The 20,041-nt window shown below is 37.4% G+C and carries 13 protein-coding genes; 7 read left to right on the top strand and 6 right to left on the bottom strand.

Annotation, left to right across the window (positions count from 1 at the left end):
• The first annotated feature begins 100 nt into the window (after positions 1 to 100).
• Together EMTOL_RS22390 and EMTOL_RS08385 are read left to right on the top strand one after the other, a co-directional pair.
• Positions 101 to 652, top strand: coding sequence for an AraC family transcriptional regulator (locus EMTOL_RS22390; protein WP_305953201.1), 552 nt, complete (start codon positions 101 to 103; stop codon positions 650 to 652).
• Positions 653 to 922: 270 nt separating this feature from the next.
• Positions 923 to 3,532: a phosphoenolpyruvate carboxylase gene (locus EMTOL_RS08385; RefSeq protein ID WP_015028848.1), complete on the top strand. Its 2,610-nt coding sequence runs from the start codon at positions 923 to 925 to the stop codon at positions 3,530 to 3,532.
• A gap of 68 nt (positions 3,533 to 3,600) precedes the next feature.
• Here EMTOL_RS08385 and EMTOL_RS08380 read toward each other — a convergent pair whose 3' ends face one another.
• On the bottom strand, positions 3,601 to 5,496 hold the full coding sequence (locus EMTOL_RS08380) for a 3-coathanger stack domain-containing protein (RefSeq protein WP_015028847.1): 1,896 nt from the start codon (positions 5,494 to 5,496) through the stop codon (positions 3,601 to 3,603).
• A 45-nt stretch (positions 5,497 to 5,541) separates the two neighbouring features.
• The gene (locus EMTOL_RS08375; RefSeq protein ID WP_015028846.1) at positions 5,542 to 6,744 is read right to left on the bottom strand and encodes an anhydro-N-acetylmuramic acid kinase; all 1,203 of its coding nucleotides are present in this window, start codon (positions 6,742 to 6,744) and stop codon (positions 5,542 to 5,544) included.
• A 171-nt stretch (positions 6,745 to 6,915) separates the two neighbouring features.
• Here EMTOL_RS08375 and EMTOL_RS08370 point away from each other — a divergent pair, with 171 nt between their 5' ends.
• From EMTOL_RS08370 to EMTOL_RS08355, 4 genes are all read left to right on the top strand, one after another.
• Entirely contained in the window at positions 6,916 to 7,629 is a 714-nt protein-coding gene (locus EMTOL_RS08370) for a GDSL-type esterase/lipase family protein (protein ID WP_064197201.1), read from the top strand.
• Between the two features lie 77 nt (positions 7,630 to 7,706).
• Complete coding sequence (locus tag EMTOL_RS08365; protein ID WP_015028844.1) at positions 7,707 to 8,999, top strand: acetylxylan esterase; 1,293 nt, start codon at positions 7,707 to 7,709, stop codon at positions 8,997 to 8,999.
• Positions 8,996 to 11,065, top strand: coding sequence for a ComEC/Rec2 family competence protein (locus EMTOL_RS08360; protein WP_015028843.1), 2,070 nt, complete (start codon positions 8,996 to 8,998; stop codon positions 11,063 to 11,065). The genes EMTOL_RS08365 and EMTOL_RS08360 overlap by 4 nt, the downstream gene beginning before the upstream one ends.
• A gap of 19 nt (positions 11,066 to 11,084) precedes the next feature.
• Positions 11,085 to 13,169, top strand: a complete 2,085-nt coding sequence (locus EMTOL_RS08355) for a TonB-dependent receptor (protein WP_015028842.1) — start codon at positions 11,085 to 11,087, stop codon at positions 13,167 to 13,169.
• A gap of 173 nt (positions 13,170 to 13,342) precedes the next feature.
• On the opposite strand, the gene EMTOL_RS08350 is transcribed toward EMTOL_RS08355, so the two are convergent.
• A complete protein-coding gene (locus tag EMTOL_RS08350; protein ID WP_015028841.1) occupies positions 13,343 to 14,524 on the bottom strand; it encodes a lactonase family protein in 1,182 nt (393 codons plus the stop codon).
• Positions 14,525 to 14,724: 200 nt separating this feature from the next.
• Here EMTOL_RS08350 and EMTOL_RS08345 point away from each other — a divergent pair, with 200 nt between their 5' ends.
• The gene (locus tag EMTOL_RS08345; RefSeq protein WP_015028840.1) at positions 14,725 to 15,288 is read left to right on the top strand and encodes a GNAT family N-acetyltransferase; all 564 of its coding nucleotides are present in this window, start codon (positions 14,725 to 14,727) and stop codon (positions 15,286 to 15,288) included.
• 53 nt (positions 15,289 to 15,341) lie between these two features.
• On the opposite strand, the gene EMTOL_RS08340 is transcribed toward EMTOL_RS08345, so the two are convergent.
• The 3 genes from EMTOL_RS08340 to EMTOL_RS08330 all read right to left on the bottom strand — a co-directional run bounded on the left by EMTOL_RS08340 (position 15,342) and on the right by EMTOL_RS08330 (position 20,035).
• Positions 15,342 to 16,544, bottom strand: a complete 1,203-nt coding sequence (locus tag EMTOL_RS08340; RefSeq protein ID WP_015028839.1) for a pyridoxal phosphate-dependent aminotransferase — start codon at positions 16,542 to 16,544, stop codon at positions 15,342 to 15,344.
• A gap of 217 nt (positions 16,545 to 16,761) precedes the next feature.
• Complete coding sequence (locus EMTOL_RS08335; protein WP_015028838.1) at positions 16,762 to 17,568, bottom strand: crotonase/enoyl-CoA hydratase family protein; 807 nt, start codon at positions 17,566 to 17,568, stop codon at positions 16,762 to 16,764.
• Between the two features lie 88 nt (positions 17,569 to 17,656).
• A complete protein-coding gene (locus tag EMTOL_RS08330) occupies positions 17,657 to 20,035 on the bottom strand; it encodes a M1 family metallopeptidase (RefSeq protein WP_041693484.1) in 2,379 nt (792 codons plus the stop codon).
• Between the last annotated feature and the right edge of the window lie 6 nt (positions 20,036 to 20,041).

Here is a 20,041-nt window from a genome sequence, read left to right as displayed (position 1 = left end):
TAGCTAGTATGATTCGAGGGAAAAAAGTTATGCACCTTACTGATTTACCCTCTTTTGATTTTTTCCGGGCGAATCGGTGATTGTACCAAGCCACTAACTCATGGAAATAGATTTTCCAGAAGCCCAAGAAGATAATCCTACTCAGTGCCTAGCCTTAGCCATTTCTCAACCACAAATTAAAAGAGTTACTGATGAACTAAACGAGCAATTTCCATTGATTGATGATAAAAATGGTTGGTCATTTTCGGAATCGAATTTCTTTTTAACTAACGATATTGTTATTAATCACCTCATTTCTCATCTAATTTATATTTTTACTGAAAATAATAAAGCAAAAGATGTATTTGCCGATTTGGTTTTGAAAGAACTGATAATCAGGCTCATGCAAACCAAAGCAAGAACTATTTTACTTGAAAATTTTCAACAAAATATCAATACTAATCGCCTTGCTTACGCAGTAAAATACATACACGAAAACCTACATCGCACACTATCTGTCAAGGAACTAAGCGAAAAAGCTTGTATGAGCGAACCTAACTTTTACAGATGTTTCAAACAACAATTCGGTATTTCGCCAGTTGAGTATGTCAACCAAAAACGAATTGACTTGGCAAAAAAAACTTCTCCAATGTATCGAAACAAATATTGCTGACATTGTTTTTCTTGCGACTTCAATAACCATAATCACTTCATTAAGACCTTCAAGAAATATACTCAAACGACACCCGCAAATTATAGGAAAAACTTCCTAAATAATATGGTTGGTAATAGTCATAAAAACCTACCCACTGGCTATGTATTAAACAGCAACATCTTCTAAGCTAGCGGAATCTCGAATACGTTTTTTCATTATTTGTTATTTGTTTTGAAAAATTTTAATTTTTCCAAGAAAATCCAAAGTTTATTCGGCTAATTCATCAAAATGCAGTATGTTTTTGCGTATTTTGCTACACAAAACCTTAATACTTGCACAAGAATGCCTAAAAATTCAATCGAATCGGTTTTTACACAAGAGATTCACAACAAATATCTTGTATTCAACACGCTTTTTTCGAGGCTCCCTTACGATAAGATGGCAAAGATTGGTCAATTAATGCCATTCCTTCATGATTTATCGGAAACTGGTTTTGAACAGGGTAAAGACCCTAAAGAAATCATCAATTTATTCTTCAATCAATACACCACTATCAAAGACGAAAAGGAAAGAATAGACCTTCTTTTCCGCTTCATTACTTACATTGAGCGTCAGGTTGTATTATTTGATAGTATTGAAGATTCTGCTTTTGAGAAACTTACGCCGATTAATGGAAAGGGAACGCTCCAAAGCACCTTCGAATTGGCGATTCAGCAAAATAAAATTGAAGAAGTAAAGCAAAAACTCAAAAACTTCAAGGTTCGTGTAGTATTTACGGCTCACCCTACGCAATTTTACCCAAATAGTGTGTTGCGTATTATTCAAGATTTGGAAGAGTTGATACCTAAAAATGATATCAATGGTATTGATGCTTTGCTGCAACAGCTTGGTAAAACACCTTTTATCAACGAGCAAAAGCCTACACCGCTTGAAGAAGCCCAAAGTATCATTTTTTATCTTCGTCACGTTTATTATCAAGTCATTGGTGAGATTCATCAGAAAATCAATAATTATTTACAAACTGAAGAATCAGAATTTAGCCCTGTACTTGAATTAGGTTTTTGGCCCGGTGGCGACCGCGACGGCAATCCATTTGTGACGGCCGACATTTCTAAGAAAGTAGCTCAAGAATTGCGTTCAAGCATTTTGAAGTGTTATTACAACGATTTCAAGATTGTTTGTCGCCGCCTGACACTCAAAGGTATCATGCCACTACTGACACAAATCAGTAATCGTATTCACACGAATATGAATGGCCTGAAAAATGACCTCACGCTCGAAGAACTCCTTGCATCGCTATATGAAGTTCGTGATTTGCTCATTACGAAGCATAATTCTATTTTCTTAGACCTTTTTGATAGATTTATCCAACAAGTAAAGCTATTCGGACTACATTTTGCGAGCTTAGATATTCGTCAAGATAGTAGTATTCATGAAAAAGTAATGGATGAAATCAACCAAAAATATGCCATTTCTCCAAAGCCTTATTCTGAATGGACTCACGCAGAAAAACTTCATTTCTTGACAGAGCATGAGTTACTAATCAATGAAGATGATTTTGAAGACCCGCTTACTAAGGATACCTTCAAAACAGTAAAAGCAATCAAAGAAATTCAAACCCTCAATGGCGAGAAAGCTTGTCACCGATATATCATCAGTAACTCTACTTCAATGTTCTCGGTGTTAGAAGTTTTGGCTCTTTTCAGATTCTGCGGTATCACACCTTCAGAGGTTAATGTTGATGTAATGCCTCTTTTCGAGACCATCGAAGGTTTAGATAATGCCCAATCAACCATGTCGGCTTTATATCAATTACCATTCTACAAGGCTCATTTAGAACACCGCAAAAATCATCAAACGATTATGCTTGGTTTCTCTGATGGCACGAAAGATGGAGGATACGTAAAAGCAAACTGGGAAATCTACCAAGCGAAAGAAAAGCTTTCGAGAGTATCGAAGAAAAATCAAATAGAAGTAATGTTCTTCGATGGTCGTGGTGGGCCTCCAGCTCGTGGCGGTGGAAAAACTCACCAATTTTATGCTTCGCAAGGGCCAACTATCGCCAATAATGAAATACAGGTGACAATTCAAGGCCAAACCATTACTTCAATGTACGGCTCTCGCCCACAAGCGATGTATAATTTCGAACAGTTGATTTCCGCAGGTATCATCAATGATGTATTCCACGATGATAGGTCAATTTTAGACAAAAAAGAGCGTGTATTAATTGATGAATTAGCAGAAGAGGGTGTAAGAAAATATTTCGAACTTAAAGAACACCCACTTTTTGTTTCTTACCTCGAAAACAAAAGTCCACTTAAATATTATGGTTTAACCAATATTGGTAGCCGTCCAAGTAAACGAAGTTCTGGAAAGAAACTTATGCTTTCTGACCTCCGAGCCATTCCGTTTGTTGGTTCGTGGAGTCAATTAAAGCAGAATGTTCCAGGATATTTTGGATTTGGCTCTGCTATGCAAAAAGTTATCGAGGAAGGTCGTTTAGAAGATTTGAAATCGCTCTATCAAAGCTCGCTATATTTCAAGACATTGATGGAAAATAGTATGATGGCTTTAACTAAAACCTATTTCCCATTGACCAAATACATGAAAAACGACCCAGAATATGGTGCGTTTTGGAATATCTTGTATGAAGAATATTTACTTTCTGTAAAGAATATGCTTTTAGTTTCGGGGCAAAGCGAATTGATGGCAAATGAAACTTTAGGTAAGATGTCAATCAATTATCGTGAGCACATTGTATTGCCTTTACTAACGATTCAGCAATATGCTTTGCAAAGAATAGAAGAGACTAAAGACGAGAAACTAAAGTTAGTTTACGAAAAAATGGTTACTCGCTCTCTATTTGGTAATATCAATGCGAGTCGAAACTCAGCATAAAAAATATTGCGTAAACAAAAAAGCTCCTTTCCATTTGAAAGGAGCTTTTTTGCTTTAAATCCTTCTAGTTAATTACACCCCGAAATCATTGCTTGAAATACAGTCCCAGATTTAGCCTCAAAACCCGGCCGTAGTTCTACTTTCTTGGCTGCAGTATAGTTTATTTTTCCACTCAATTGTATAATCTGATTACTTTGTATTGATTGTTGGCTTGAGTATGGCGATTCTGCACTACTGACCGTTCCGTTTAAGTTCAAGTTATCTGGAAAACAAGATGATACGGTAATCGTTTGCGGTGAAGTAGCAGCACTAATACAATAGAGTGTTTTACACTGAACGGTATAACTATTAGTAGTGCTTGGAACAAAGGTGAGCGGATTAGTGGTTGCACCTGTTGACCATAAAAAGGTTCCATTACAATTAGAGCCTGTTAATACTAAACTATCGTTTGGACGTACTTGCGTTGCCGAACTACTAAAGGCTGGGCTCGTTGGTAAAGTAAATGCTGATAAATCAATTACAGGGCTAAAGAACACTTTTTTAGAGCTTTTTCTAACATTGGCGGCATATCTTGCAGCGGTGCCCGTTGTTATGGATGTACTATCCAAAGTACGCCAATTAAGGTTTTCATATCCAACTGGTGGAATGTTCGTATATTGACAACAACCATTATAATTAAAACCTATTGACTCTTGCACAGTATTTTGTCTATTCGACCAAGCATATTTATTAAAACCACCTGTCACACTTAAAGTAATTGGGGTAGCTGGCGTAGAATTATTGCAAGTTAAAGAAACTGGCAATAATGCTGAGGCCATCATTGGTATTGAGCTCGTAAAAAAGGTATTATCGAGGGTGGAATTCCAAGCATTGGCAAATTCTATCTGACCTGCGTAGGTATCAAAGTGAATACCATCGGTTCTATAAGTAGAACCGTTGATATTATCGGTATTTGGCCCAGCAAATACGTAGGGCACGGGTGGATAATAATCACCTCCACCAACCTGAAAGCCTGAGATTAATGTATTTTGACCAAGTATAGGCCCGTCGTGCGGCTCAGGATTTCTTGAAACCCTTGCTACTACCCATGCTAAACTTGTATGTTCGGCATTCTCTCGACTTTTATTAATAACATTTCTTACATTTTCATAGTAAGGTAAAAAAAATGTCTCGGGGTCACTCTCACCTTGATGCCACAAAACTGCTCTTAAACCTGTTAAACTCCCATAATAAGCCACACTATTTTCTAAAGCACGATAAGGGGCTCCTAAATCTTGACGTTTCCAACTTTCTCCATCATAAGGCAAGCCTTGTGATGATTTACTCCAATCATTGCTCGAAGTTCCACCATGCCCAGCCCCATAGAATAAAACAGGTACGCCTAGTTTCCTTACCAATAAATCTCCTAATTTTCCCCAAGCCCATGGCACATAATGAAAGGGACCAATTTTACAAGAATCGCCTTCCATTTTTGAAAATCCAATAGGTAATCGATTATAATCTGTAAGGTTATTACTATAATTTACAGTATTTACCATATCTTCTTCAGCGGGTGTACTTACCCCAGCCCCACCTTGTGCATTTGATTGACCCGCAATGGCAAAAACTTCACCAATACCTAATTTTTGAATACTTTTTGAATCAACTAAGGTATTATTTCGATAAGCGTTAACCTCTAATCTATACCACCCACCCGTAGCGGTAATTGTACCATAAAAATAACCATTACTTGGGTTCGATTGTATGGTTGTCCAAGCAGTTGTGTTACCTCCTGTAATACTCACTACACGAGCATCGACTCGGTCAATAGCAGAGTAATAATTTCCAGCGATGTTAATTTTTGCTTGATTCGAATTATTTCTTTGATAAACCATTCGCTCAAAAGGATGAGTGATGGTGATTTGAGCAAATCCATTTTTAACTAATACAAAAAGTAGAATGGATAATAGTAATTTGTAATTCATAAAACTTAATTAATACTAAAACATACAAATTTGGTGAAATAATATTTAGTATGGAAACGAAACTTTACCCAAGTTTATGCTTGGAACGCCCTTGCGAGTACCGAAATTGGTATTCCCCCCCGAAACTGCCTCATTGGCCAAAGTAGCAAATAGAACCGCTTCTTTTGCATCGCCCGCAATACCTAAATCGTCTGTTTTCAGGAATTCAAAACTAGGCAATAACCCTTTTAAACTGCTCATAATTAGTGGATTATGGACCCCTCCACCACTTGCATAGACACTCACATCTTTCAAAGTTTTAGACTCCATCATTCGTAAGATTGCCTCAGCAATTGTTTCAGCCGAAAACCTACATAATGTTGCCAAAATATCTTCGTGCGAAAGCCCAAGTGTATTACTTTTATCTTGTGCATTTTTCAAATATTCGAGGTTAAATAACTCAGGGCCAGTAGTTTTAGGGAATGGCTTAGCAAAAAAATCATCTCTTTTTAATTCATCCAACAACATTCGATTTATCGTTCCTCTACTGGCTACCTTAGCATCTTTATCATAAGGTAGGTTCAAATGTTTCTTCATGTAAGCGTCAATCAAGGTATTTCCAGGCCCAGTATCAGTAGCAAATACCTCGTTTGCATCAAGATTTCCTGCCAAATAAGTAAAATTGGAAATCCCACCCATATTCAGGAGAATACGATTTTCATTTCGCTTAGAAAAAATAAGATAGTCACCATAAACCGCTAAAGGAGCTCCTTCGCCACCTGCTGCACAATGTTTTTGGCGAAAATCTGAAAATGTAATGATACCTGTTTTTACTGCAATGTGGTCTCCATCACCAATTTGAAGTGTAGCGTTAGGGAATTTCTCAATTTTATGAAGAATCCTTGGTGCATGAAAAACTGTTTGTCCGTGACTAGCGATTAAATCAACCTCATTGGGTGAAATATTCCATTTTTTCAAACATTTATTAATAATATCGGCGTGAAGGTTGCCAATCCAAGGGTTCAATACACATAATTGTAGAAAACTTATGGTTGGCTTGGCAAAAACTTGTCGAATTTCATCTTTTACTTCCTCATCAAAACCAATCGTCTCAAAGCCAATCACACTTACCTCAGTATCGCCACCACTTCCTCGAAATTTACATAAAGCTACATCAAGCCCATCCATTGAAGTGCCTGACATTAAGCCAATTATTAGGCGTTCTTTCTTTTGTGCTATTCTATAAAGTTTGTCGATATTTTGGTTCATTATGTCTATATTTTGAACACAAAGCTAAGGTTTTTAGCCTTGATTAAAAAGATTTGCGAGATTTACACAGAATTAACAAATTCCCGATTTAATAACTTTGTAGAGGTTATTAAATCTTTAAAACGAGTTTTTACTATTTTTGGTTATCAATTATTCAACCCTATTCAAAAAATGACAAAAAAATCTTTATTCTTTTTTTCAGCGTTATTAGCTCTTGCAGTTGCTTGTCAGCGAACACTTACGCACATACCCATAGCCCCTCCCGATGAAGTAGATTATAAAATCGACCGACTCGAAAATGAAATTGTAAATTATGAGAAAAAAGATGCAGAAATTGGCCTTGAAAAACTACAAGGACAAACGGTTTTCTACGGAAGCTCAAGTATTAGACTTTGGAAAACCCTAAAAGAAGATTTTACTCCACTTTCGGTCATTAATCATGGTTTTGGTGCTTCTACTTTTCCAGAAATGACTTATTATGCCGAACGAATGCTTGTGCCGTATAAACCTAAAAACATTGTACTTTACTGCGAAAATGACCTATTTATTGGTAAACCACAACGTACCCCCGAGCAAGTATTCGATAACTTCGCTGAGTTGGCTACATTAATCCAAAATCGTTTACCAAAGGCCAAGATTTATTATATTTCTATGAAACCATCCATTTCAAGAAAAGCTGATTGGCCGAAAGTAGCTAAAGCTGATGCTATGATAGAAGAGTATATCAAAAAACATAAAAACTTTACTTACATTGATATTCGTCCTGCCATGTATCGTCCGAATGGAAGCATCAATGGCGATTATTTCGTGGGCGATAGCCTTCACATGAAGCCCGCAGGCTATGCTGAATGGACAAAAATTATCAGACCATATTTGATTAAATAAAGTGGAAAATGGGTGGCTGAGCGTAGTCGAAGCCACTCAATTTTACAAAAATATTCAACCCTAAAATCATATTTGAAATGAAAAAACTCTTCTATATTCTATCTTTTCTGCTGCTAAGTAGCCTAACATTTGCACAACCTTCTACCCAAATGATAAAAGTTATGGTTGCACCAGACCATGAAGATTGGACATATAAAATCGGTGAAAAAGTTACGTTTTCGGTAACGGTATCGAAATGGGGAAATCCTCTAAAAAACACCAAAATTATCTATCAAATTGGGCCAGAAAAGTTTGAAACCAAAAAAGATAGTACAGTTTTGAAAGATGGCGTAATAAAACTTGATGGCGGAACAATGACAACTTCGGGCTTTTTACGCTGTACGGTTATTGCCAAAGTAGATGGAAAAGAATACCGAAATTTAGCAACAGCTGCCTTTGAGCCCGAAAAAATTCAACCAGCCGTTGAAATGCCAAGCGATTTTAATGAGTTTTGGAATAAGGCGAAAGCAAATCTCGCCAAAGTACCTATGGACGCAAAAATGACTTTGCTGCCCGAACGATGCACCGAAACAGTAAATGTTTACCACCTAAATCTTCAAAATTATAAAGAAGGTGGTACTACTCGTTTATACGGAATTTTGTGTATGCCGAAAAAGGAAGGAAAATATCCAGCCTTATTGCGTGTACCGGGTGCGGGTGTGCGTCCGTATTCAGGAGATGTGAGAACTGCCGAAAAAGGAGTTATTACTTTAGAAATTGGTATTCATGGTGTTCCTGTAACTTTGGATGCCAGTGTTTATACCGACTTAGGAGCAGCGGCACTTAGCGGTTATTGGACATATAACTTAGATAACCGTGACCAATATTACTATAAAAAAGTATTTTTAGGCTGTGTGCGTGCCAACGATTTTTTGGTAAGTTTACCCCAATTTGATGGGACAAACTTGGCCGTAACGGGTGGAAGTCAAGGAGGAGCTTTATCAATTGTTACAGCGGCTCTCGATTCTCGTGTGAAGTGGGCGGCTCCAACTTACCCTGCCATGTCAGACATGGTTGGGTATTTGAAAGGTCGTGCGGGTGGTTGGCCGCATATTTTTGATAAAAATAATCCGCATCACAATACCGAAGCTAAAATTAAGACTGCGGCTTACTATGATGTAGTAAATTTTGCCAAAAATCTTAAAGTTCCGTGCATTTATTCAATGGGATTCAATGATGAAACTTGTCCACCAACTTCGATGTGGGCGGCCTATAATTCAATTTCCTCACCCAAAGAATTGAAATTATACCAAGAAACAGGTCATTGGACTTTCCCTGAAGAAAATGAGATTATCCATAATTGGTTATTAGATAAATTAATCAAGAAATGAAATTCAACGCTTTTCCAGTAGTTAGATATTTACTATTTTTCATTTTAGGAATTACGGTTTATCTCCAAACCGACTCCTATGCTATTTCTTTTCCAACAGAAATTATCTACTACTTGATTGGCTTTTTGATGCTAATTTTTGGTCTTTCGATACGCTTCCGCCAGCCTGTGGTTCGCGGAAGTGCATTAATGGCAATTATCTTTTTGGCTGGTTGGAGTCTTACGCATTTCAAAACAGCAAGCAATCAGCCAAACCATTTCATAAATCTTCCTCAGTTTAGTCATTATCAAGCAACTATTATTGGTAATTCTGAAACTAAGCCTAAAACTTTTAAGGTAGAAGCTGAAATAAATGCCATCAAAGTAAATGGTCAATGGATAAAAGCAACTGGGAAAACACTTCTTTATTTCAACAAACAAGCGTCTGAAAAACCACAATATGGCGATGTTTTTCTAATAAAAAATATGCCTCGTGAAGTAGAAGCACCAAAAAACCCTGAAGAATTTGACTACCGAAAGTTTCTACAATACAAAGGTATTTATACGCACCATTTTTTGTGGGGACAAGAATATGAAAAAATTGGGCATCAGGCTCCTTCAAAACTTTTGGAGTTTTCGTATAAAGCCAATCAATATGCCGATAGCGTTTTCAAGGCACGCATTGAAACACCGAACGAATATGGCGTTGCGAGTGCAATGGTGGCAGGTTTACGAGATGATATTGACAACGACCTTCTTGATGCTTACTCAGCCTCTGGAGCCATCCACGTTTTATCAGTTTCGGGTATGCACGTGGGAATTTTGTTTTTATTTCTTGGTTGGATGCTAGGCTGGATAAAAAAGCGTGGCAAGTTCGGCAAACAAATCTTCACTGTACTTGTCATTGGTATTCTCTGGGGATACGCTATTTTCACTGGGCTTTCTTCTACTGTTCTTCGAGCAACGGTCATGTTTTCATTCATTCAAATCGGAACAGCAATTGGCCGCCGACAAAATATCTATAATACACTTGCTATTTCAGCTCTTTTACTGCTTTGTTGGAACCCATTTTGGTTGATAGATGTAGGTTTTCAGCTTTCATACCTGGCTATTATTGGCATTGTTTTCTTGCATCCTTATTTATATCAATTATTATCGCCCAATAACCCAATTATTAGAAGTCTTTGGGAAGGCACTTGTGTCTGTTTTGCAGCACAATTATTTACATTTCCTTTGAGTGTCTATTATTTTCATCAGTTTCCGACTTATTTTTTAATTGCCAATCCGTTTGTAGCATTTTTCTCGTTTGCTGTTTTACCCGCGGGTTTAGCATTGCTAATTTTGGCGAAAGTACCATTTTTAGGTACTGTATTTGGCTTTATTCTAAAACATTCGTTGGTTTTTCTTAATAAAAGTATCTTTTTGTTTGAAAAACTACCCTTTGCTACTTTAAAAGGCTTTTCTATTTCCTTTACCGAAGTAATTCTCATTTATGCCATAATTTTACTAATCGTATTTTTCTTTCTTCGATTAGAATTCAAATATCTACGCATAAGTTTAGCTCTCGTCTTTGTTCTAACGTGTTTTAACATCAGTCAAGATTATTTACAGAGTAAACAAAAAAGCCTCACTTTTCATTTTATTCCTAAAAAATCGGGTATTAGTATTATTGATGGCAAATCAGCTACATTCATTGCCGATACAACTTTACTTAATAGCGAAAAAACACATGATTTCCATTTGAAAAACTATTATGACAAATCTGGAGTTGTAAATGAAAACAAATTGGCTTCAAACCAGTATACAAATAAACAAGGTATCACTTATTTAGATTTTGAAGGAAAGAAAATCTTATGGTTACAGCAGAAGTTTAATGGAAAATTGCAAGGAAATGCTGATTATGTTTTGCTTTCAAACAATGCCATTCGAAAGTTGAATCCTTCTTTTACAAATTTTCAAACAGGCTTAATTATTGTTGATGACTCCAACAAACGTTATGTGGTTGAAAACCTCAAGCACCAAGCCGATAGTTTACACCTTAACTTAATTTCGCTCTACGATACTGGAGCTTTTTCAATTAATGAATAATTACATTTTAAATAAACAAATGCTTAAATTCTACTTTTCAAATATTCTTATTTTCAGTTTTATTGCTCTCAATAGTTTTGCCCAAAAAGCAGATTCCACAAAGCAACTCAATGAAGTTATTGTTCGAGGTTTTGAATCAGAAAGAAAGTTAAGCGAAACCGCTGCCTCAGTTAATTTACTGACAATCAAAGACATACAACGATTTGAAAATACTACACTTGTACCCGTTTTTAATACCTTAGCGGGAGTACGCATGGAAGAACGCTCGCCAGGAAGCTATCGTTTAGCCATTCGTGGAAGTTCGCTACGTTCGCCTTTTGGGGTGCGTAATGTAAAAGTTTACTGGAATGATATTCCGCTAACTGATGGTAATGGCAATACCTTTTTAAATGCCATTGATATGAATACTATCAGTAATATTGAGGTAATCAAAGGACCCGCAGGAAGTGTTTATGGGGCAGGAACTGGCGGTGTAATCCTGCTTGGCGGAAGCAAGGCAGAAGGCAAGAAAGAAAGCACCAATTATCTCACTTCTAGCATAGCTTATGGCAGTTATGGTTTACAAAATCGTAATCTTGCTTGGAATGTGGCTTCGGCGAAAGTCAATAGTGTTTTGAGCTATGCCCACGCCCAATCTGATGGATATCGACAAAACAGTGCAATGGTGCGAGATGTTCTTAGCTGGCGTTCAAGTTATTTCGTGTCAGATAAGAAAACCTTAAATATTTCAACACTTTATTCTGATATTCATTACCAAACGCCCGGTGGACTTACACAAGCACAGTTCGAAAAAGACCCAAGTCAGGCTCGTTTGGCCACTGCTACTTTACCAAGTCCGATTCAACAAAAAGCAGGAATTTATCAGAAATTATTCAATATTGGTGTTTCGCAAGAATACCACCTTAATTCTCATTGGACAAACGTAACGAGTGTTTATGGAACAATTTCGGAGCTACGTAATCCATTTATTACTAATTATGAAATTCGTAATGAACAGACTTTTGGTGGTCGTACACGCATGAATTATGTTTTTGATTTGGGGCAACTCAAAAATCGTTTTACAGTTGGTGGTGAACTACAAAAGTCAGCTTGGGTGATTCGCAATTTTGGGAATAAAGCAGGAGTAATTGATACCCTACAAACCAATGATAACGTAGCCGCTTGGAATTATTTCTTGTTTGGCCAGTTGGAAACCGATTTGCCACAAAACTTTATTCTGACAATTGGCGGTAGCTATAATCGTTTCAAGTATGATTTTACTCGTCTATCGGATGCTCCGAAAATCAAGCCGATTTCCGAGTTATTACCTGCGGCATTTTTACCAAGAATTGCCCTTTTGAAGAATATACAAGATAAAATCTCAATTTTTGCGAGTGTTAGCAGTGGTTTTTCACCGCCAACCGTTACAGAATATATCAGTGGCTACCAAACTAGTTCGTTTGTCCCATCGCTCGCACCCGAAAAGGGCATTAACTACGAAATCGGTACACGGGGAAATTTATTTAACAAGCGAATTAATTTTGATGTTACGGCGTATTCGTTTCGCTTAAAAAATACAATCGTTCGAAGAACTGATAATGCAGGAAGAGAGATTTTTACAAACGCAGGAAGCACGCTTCAAAATGGACTTGAATTATCACTGAATTGCTTTATCATCAAGCATGTTGATAAAGAATTTATTCAAGAATTACGCCTTTTCACGAGCTATACTTTCAATGATTATAGCTTCAAGAATTACTTACAACTCAAAACCGACTTATCGGGAAATGCACTTACGGGCGTGCCACGCCAAGTATGGGTTTCGGGCTTAGATTTACAAACAAAAATTGGCGTTTACCTAAATTCTACCTTTAACTTTACAGATAGAATGCCTCTCAATGATGCCAATACCGTTTATGCAAATAGCTATAAACTATTAAATGCCAGAATTGGTTTTCGTAAGAGTTTCAAACGAGTTGGTTTGAATATTTATACCGCTGGCGATAATCTACTAAATGAAGTATATAGCCTCGGAAACGACATCAATGCGGTTGGTAATCGTTTCTTTAATGCGGCCATGCCGAGAAATTGGCAATTTGGTGCGAGTTTAAGTTTATTTTTGTAAGGTTGTAGCACAAGTTTCCAACTTGTTATTTTAAAATCGGTTTTAGCTAGCTACAAGTTAGTTTTAGCTAAAACTGATTTTTTTTCAAATTAACTGCTCCATGCAATCCTACTTGTAGGACAAGTTTTTAACTTGTCAAATATCAAAACAACTTAGAAACTTGTCCTACTAAATTATTTCACATCAATCATCTTCAAACAAACAGGTACAGGAACTTCAATTTGTTTACCTGTTGGCGATAATTTTCCTGTTTTAACATCTCTATTAAAAATCGTGATATTGTCTGTTTCTTGATTGGCAACCAAAACAAATTTTCCGTTGGGTGTAATCATAAAATTACGAGGTATTTTTCCTAAAACTGGTTCATTTCCAATGTAAGTCAGTTTACCTGTTTTGGGGTCAATACTATATATTACTATTGTATCAGTAGTATTATTAGGAGCAAAAATGCCGTTTTTATTTCCTGCATCTACAAAACGATTTGAGCCATATAAAAACTTCCCATCGGGCGAGATATGAATATCAGCACAAAAACTCTTGTTTTTATATTTAAAATCCTTCGCAAGCGTAGTAATTGTCTGAATAGGAGATAGTTTTCCTGAAACATAATTAAAGGCTGTAACCGTGCTACTTAGTTCTTGAATCACATAGGCAAATTTTCCGTTGGGATGAATCGTAAAATGGCGAGGCCCCGAACCATCAGCCACTTTCGTAAACGCTGGTTTTCCTTCTACTAATTTACCATTTTGTGCGTTTAGGCTATAGGTCATGATTTTATCTATTCCTAAATCTGGCACAAAAACATCTCGATTATTCGGAGAAATATTCACCGAATGAACGTGTGGTTTTTCTTGTCTACCTTTATTGGGTCCACTTCCAGAATGATTAATTGTTTGACTTGCAGCACTAAGCGAACCATTCGGCTCTACTGGTAAAATAGATAAATTTCCTCCCGAATAATTACCAACTAAAACCCATTTTCCTGTTTTATCGACACTAATATGGCAAGGGTCTGCCCCACCAGCCGACTGCGTATTTAGGTTTGTGAGCATACCCGTATTTTTATCGAAACTGTACGAATAGACTATCCCATCGCTGATTTCTGAAACTGCATAAACAAATTTTTGATTAGGAGAAACAGCTAAAAAAGATGGATTTTTAATGCCCGAAGCTACACTAACACGACTGAAGTCGCCCGTATTTAAATTAAATTTATAGACGTAAATTCCTTCGCTATTTTTGCGAGTGTAGGTTCCAACCAAGAGGTATTGTTCAGTCGTATTTTGTGAGATACCTATTTGTGGGCAAAGAAAAAAGCTACAAAGTAAGCCTGAGATAATATTTTTGAAGTTCATGAATTGATTGACGTAGTGTTAAACAATGCCCAAAGATAGATGAATAATAGGAAGTTTTCTACGAATACTCGAATATGATTATGAGTAAATAAGCGAAATTTTTTCCTTTAATTATGGTGCATAAAATTCAATGTAGTAAATCCTTTAATTCATTGATAAAGAACTTTAATTTCGAGCTTTAATCAAACGTCAGTACTTCAATGAATCCAATCATTACAACCGTTAGCAGTGACGAGGACGTAAGGGGAATTTTAGCCCTCCAACAAAAAAACTTAAAGAAAAACCTCACACCAGAACAAATTCAAAGTCAAGGATTTGTAACGGTAGAGCACGAATATGCCGTATTGAAGGCTATGAACGATGCCCAACCAAGTGTTATCGTGAAAGATGGAGATACAGTTGTGGCTTATTGCTTAGCTATGTTGCCAGAATTTAAAAACGGTGTTCCAGAACTAAAGACCTTATTCGAGGCTATTGATGAAATCGATTACGACGAACAAAAGCTAAAAGATTTTAATTATGTAGTTATGGGGCAAGTTTGTGTGGGAGAGGGCTACCGAAGTATGGGCTTCTTTGATGGAATGTATCAGAAACTCCGAGAAGAATTAGCTGCAAAATTTGAAATGTGCGTAACCGATATTTCAACGAATAATACACGTTCATTGAAGGCTCACGCCCGTGTGGGTTTTATCCCAGTAAAAGATTTTCATGATGAAGCCTTAGGCGAAGTTTGGAGAGTTGTGGTTTGGGATTGGAGGGGTTGATATAATAAGGAAGACTTCGCTTAGAGCGAAGTCTTCCTTAAACATAAATCTCCTTATTTCAATGTTGCCAAAGCTGCTTTCACTCTTGCCACCGCTTCTGTCAGAGCTTCATCAGAGGCAGCGGTTGATAAACGTAAGCAATTTGGAGCACCAAACGAACCACCACCAACAAGTGCTACGTGAGCTGTTTCGAGCAACCACATACACAATTGGTCAGCATCTTTGATGGTTACGTTTCCATCAGATTTTCCGAAATAATAACTTACATCAGGAAATGCATAAAATGCACCATCTGGCATATTTACTTTAAAACCTGGAATTTCTCTTAATAAACCAACCACTAAATCACGACGACGTAAGTACGCCAATTTCATTGATTCAGCTGCCGCTGTATCATCCCATGCCACAACTGCTGCACGTTGAGCGATAGAGTTGGTACCTGATGTAACTTGTCCTTGAAGTTTTTCTACGGCATCAGCAATCCATTTTGCTGCGGCAATATATCCTAAACGCCAGCCAGTCATGGCAAAACCTTTAGCAAAACCATTTACTGTAATTACACGGTCTTTCAATGCTGGAATAGACCCCATGCTGAAATGGCCTTCATCTGTAAAGTTGATATATTCGTAGATTTCATCAGCTAAGACAAACACATTTTCGTGTTTTTCGATTACTGCCGCTAATGCTCTCAATTCTGCCTCGCTATACACCGAACCCGTTGGGTTGTTTGGAGAAGCATACATTACAATTTTCGTACGCTCTGTAATAGCTGCTTCTAATTGTGCTGGAGTTACTTTGAAATCATTTTCAAAAGCACCATCAACAATTACCGATTTGCCGTCTGCCAATTTCACCATTTCTGAGTAACTTACCCAGTATGGAGCCAAAATTACTACTTCATCTCCTGGATTAACCAAACATTGAATCACATTGGCCAAAGAATGTTTTGCACCAGTAGAGATTACGATGTTTTCAGGTTTCCAATCAATGTTATTCTCACGTTTAAGCTTGTCTGCAATAGCCTTTCGTAGTTCAGGAATACCTGCTACAGGAGTGTAGTGGTGAAAACCAGCGTCGATAGCTGCTTTGGCAGCTTCGCAGATGTGTTTTGGGGTTTTGAAATCAGGTTCTCCAACGGAGAGATTGATTACTTTGTGTCCCTGTGCCGCTAATTCACGAGACTTTTTCGACATACCAAGCGTGGCTGATTCTTCCAACGCATTGATTCTGTCGGCAACTAAATTTAATGCAGACATGATACTTAGATGTAAAATTTTGATAATAAAATTGAAGAATTAGGCATTTGCTCAAATTCGGGTGCAAAATTACAGCCTTTCCAATTGAAAAGCCAACTTTTTTAGAATAAATGAGCTATTTCCTTAAAAAAAAGCTAATTTTCTTTCGGTTTTATTGAAATTTTCCAATTCTATTGCACAACTAAGTATCCATAATATTAAAATTAGGCAGTTTTACTCAATCTTCAAAATTTGTATTACGCTTTTCTAACTTTGCAGAGAAAGCTTCTTTTAAATCATTTGAAAGTAGCATAGCCGCATTCCAAGTGGCCATATAATTCAGCCCATCCGCCACAGAGTGATCGCGAGTGTGAAGTAAAATATGTTTAGTCCCACGAATAGATAAGGGTGATTTAGAAGCAATCATTGCCGCTATTTTCATCACTTCTGTCATCATTGATTCTTTATCAGTAAACGAGCGATTGACTATACCGATTTTCTCAGCCTCTTTTCCTTCAACATTTCTGCCTGTGTAGGCCATTTCTCTCACCAAACCATCGCCAATAATCTTTGGTAAACGCTGTAAAGTGCCCAAATCTGCCACCATTCCCATATCTATCTCTTTGATAGTAAAATAGGCATCATCTGTACAATAACGCATATCACAGGCACAGATTAAATCTATTCCTCCACCAATACAACCACCATGAATGGCCGCCAAAACTGGTTTTGAGCAATTTTCAATAGCATCAATCGGTGCCTGTAAACGCAATACATCTTTACGTACACGCTCACGCCGACGGGCATCGCAAGCGATATTTGTTTGAGAAACCGACATCAATAAACTCAAATCTATCCCTGCACAAAAGTGTTTGCTTTCTCCTCCATCAAGCACAATTACTCTTACTTCAGGGTTTTCGTCAAGGCTTTCAAAAACTCCTTTTATTTCGTCCCATGCTGTTTGGTTGAGAGCGTTGGCTTTTTCTGGTCGATTGATAGTTACACGAGCAATGTTGTTTTCTATGATTAGTTGAAGCGTCTGCATGATGATTTTGTTGTTGAATGATAATAAAAAACGGTGAAGCCAGTTGATTGACTTCACCGTTAAAATTAAGAAAATTTATCTATTTTCCTTACTTCTTCTCTCCACTTGTCTGGGTTCCTGATGGTTTGTTTTTCAATGCTTCTTGCATTGGGTTTGAACCACCACCAAAACTTCTTTGCTTAAAGGCTTGGAATTTTGTTGGTTGCTCAGGTTCTTTCGGAAACGCATTATCAGAAGTATCAATATCTGGAATTTCGTGATAAGGGTCAAGTTTGAATTTGGCAACTTTTTTTGTTGTAACGAGAGTCTTCTTTACATCTTTATCATTCAAACGCCAAACTTCCGCTGGGATTCTTACATCTTCGTGTGTACCATCTTCAAATTCCATTCTGATAATTACAGGCATTACCAACCCACCTTTGTTTTTCAAACTTACCACATAGAAGTTTTTACCTTCTTCTACAAGCTTTCTATCTTCTTCACTTAAAGTAGATAAATATTGTTCATACTTTTTCTTATCGGCATCACTTACTGCATACTTATCATAACTATTGTAGAAATCTCTCATGGTTGGGTCAGCCTCCACAACTGTTTCTTTGATATCAGTTTTGTTTCGGATATTACTTAGTGTTTGTGCTTTAGCATCTGCATCCGCTTTAGCTGTTGCTTTTACCTTAGTAGGGTCTTGACTATCAATACTATACCATTCTACATTAGCAATAGCTTGGTCAGCGGGTTCAACACCATAGAACCATCCTTTCCAGAACCAATCTAGGTCAACACCCGATGCATCTTCCATTGTACGGAAGAAATCGGCTGGCGTTGGATGCTTAAATGCCCAACGACGTGCATATTCTTTAAATGCGTAATCAAATAATTCACGCCCCATCACTGTTTCTCGCAAGATATTTAAACCCGTTGCTGGTTTCGAATAAGCATTTGGTCCAAATGTTCCCGGTAAAATATTATCTGAGCTACTCATAATTGAGTTCTGCTTAGTTGGGTCGGTTTTCATATAGCCCGTAATATATTGAGGCTCAATACCAGTTGCTGGGAAGTTTCTGTCCCATTCCAAACAAGCTAAACCTTCCAAGAATGAGTTTAAACCTTCATCCATCCACGACCATTGACGTTCGTCAGAGTTCACAATCATCGGGAAAAAGTTATGTCCAACTTCGTGAATAACAACTAAAATCAAGAAGTTTTTCGTTGCTTCAGAGTAAGTTCCATCTGGTTCAGGTCTTGCCCCATTGAAACTCATCATTGGGTATTCCATACCTCCAACCGAGCCATGCACCGAATACGCAACTGGGTACGGATAAGGAATCGTACGCTTCGAATAACTTGTAAGCGTATGAGCCACTAAACGAGTAGAATATTGTCCCCAAAGTGGATTCGCTTCTTTTGGATAAAGCGACATCGCCCAAACTTTTTTACCTTCTACATCAACTTGCATGGCATCCCAGATAAATTTGCGAGAAGCTGCAAAAGCAAAGTCACGCACATTTTTTGCGGCATAAACCCAAGTTTTCTTGCCAGTCGGCTTACCTTTTTCAGCAGCTTCAGCTTCTTCTTGCGTTACGATTGCAATTGGATTTTTCGTGTTTTTGGCTTGTTCCCAACGCTTGATTTGTGTGGGAGTTAGAACTTCTTTCACATTTTGAAGTTCGCCAGTTGCACCAACAACCATATCGTTTGGCACTGTCAAGGCTACTTTATAATCACCAAATGGAAGTGTAAACTCACCTTGACCTAAAAATTGCTTGTTTTGCCAACCATTTACATCATCATACACGGCCATGCGTGGAAACCACTGAGCAATTTCATATAAAACATTTCCATCTTTCGGGAAAAGCTCGTAACCACTTCTTGCACCACTTCCTTTCAAATCTACGATATTAAACTTCCAATCAACTTGTAGCGTAAAAGCCATACCTTTTGCTAAAGGTGTTGGTAAATCTACACGCATCATGGTTTCGTTGATGGTATATCTCAAATCTTTTCCAAGAGCATCTTTTACAGCTGAAATTTTAAAACCATAATCTTTGGCATTAGCTCCTGTCATATTCGATAAAGTATTAAAACTTGCTCCATTGGCAGGATTAATAGCCGATTGGCCAATATTTGAACCCATCGAACCTTTAGCAAAAAGATTTTGGTCGAGTTGAAGCCACAAATAACGTAGTTCTTCTGGGGCATTATTGGTGTAAGTAATTTTTTCGGTAGCTGAAATAGATTGTTTCGTGTCATCTAATTCTGCTTTAATGTCGTAATCTGCTTTTTGTTGCCAGTAGTCTTTTCCGGGGCTACCCGCTGCTGTGCGGAATGTATTAGGAGTTGGAAGAGCAGTGCCCATTTGCTCAAATCGAGTATTAGCGTTATACTCTGTAGTTGCGGCTGGTCTTTGTGCCTCAACTACCAAAGCACAACTTAGGCTTAGGATAGTAAAGATGGATAGTTTTTTCATATAAAA

The organism is Emticicia oligotrophica DSM 17448 (assembly GCF_000263195.1).
Lineage (GTDB): Bacteria > Bacteroidota > Bacteroidia > Cytophagales > Spirosomataceae > Emticicia > Emticicia oligotrophica.
The sequence above is the reverse complement of the archived record's forward strand: the minus strand, read 5'-3'. Positions and strand labels throughout refer to the sequence as shown.

Coding starts and splice junctions, on each gene's coding strand:
- EMTOL_RS22390 (WP_305953201.1), top strand. CDS start 101: ATGGAAATAGATTTTCCAGAAGCCCAAGAAGATAATCCTACTCAGTGC.
- EMTOL_RS08360 (WP_015028843.1), top strand. CDS start 8,996: ATGAAATTCAACGCTTTTCCAGTAGTTAGATATTTACTATTTTTCATT.
- EMTOL_RS08385 (WP_015028848.1), top strand. CDS start 923: ATGCAGTATGTTTTTGCGTATTTTGCTACACAAAACCTTAATACTTGC.
- EMTOL_RS08345 (WP_015028840.1), top strand. CDS start 14,725: ATGAATCCAATCATTACAACCGTTAGCAGTGACGAGGACGTAAGGGGA.
- EMTOL_RS08350 (WP_015028841.1), bottom strand. CDS start 14,524: ATGAACTTCAAAAATATTATCTCAGGCTTACTTTGTAGCTTTTTTCTT.
- EMTOL_RS08330 (WP_041693484.1), bottom strand. CDS start 20,035: ATGAAAAAACTATCCATCTTTACTATCCTAAGCCTAAGTTGTGCTTTG.
- EMTOL_RS08375 (WP_015028846.1), bottom strand. CDS start 6,744: ATGAACCAAAATATCGACAAACTTTATAGAATAGCACAAAAGAAAGAA.
- EMTOL_RS08380 (WP_015028847.1), bottom strand. CDS start 5,496: ATGAATTACAAATTACTATTATCCATTCTACTTTTTGTATTAGTTAAA.
- EMTOL_RS08370 (WP_064197201.1), top strand. CDS start 6,916: ATGACAAAAAAATCTTTATTCTTTTTTTCAGCGTTATTAGCTCTTGCA.
- EMTOL_RS08340 (WP_015028839.1), bottom strand. CDS start 16,544: ATGTCTGCATTAAATTTAGTTGCCGACAGAATCAATGCGTTGGAAGAA.
- EMTOL_RS08355 (WP_015028842.1), top strand. CDS start 11,085: ATGCTTAAATTCTACTTTTCAAATATTCTTATTTTCAGTTTTATTGCT.
- EMTOL_RS08365 (WP_015028844.1), top strand. CDS start 7,707: ATGAAAAAACTCTTCTATATTCTATCTTTTCTGCTGCTAAGTAGCCTA.
- EMTOL_RS08335 (WP_015028838.1), bottom strand. CDS start 17,568: ATGCAGACGCTTCAACTAATCATAGAAAACAACATTGCTCGTGTAACT.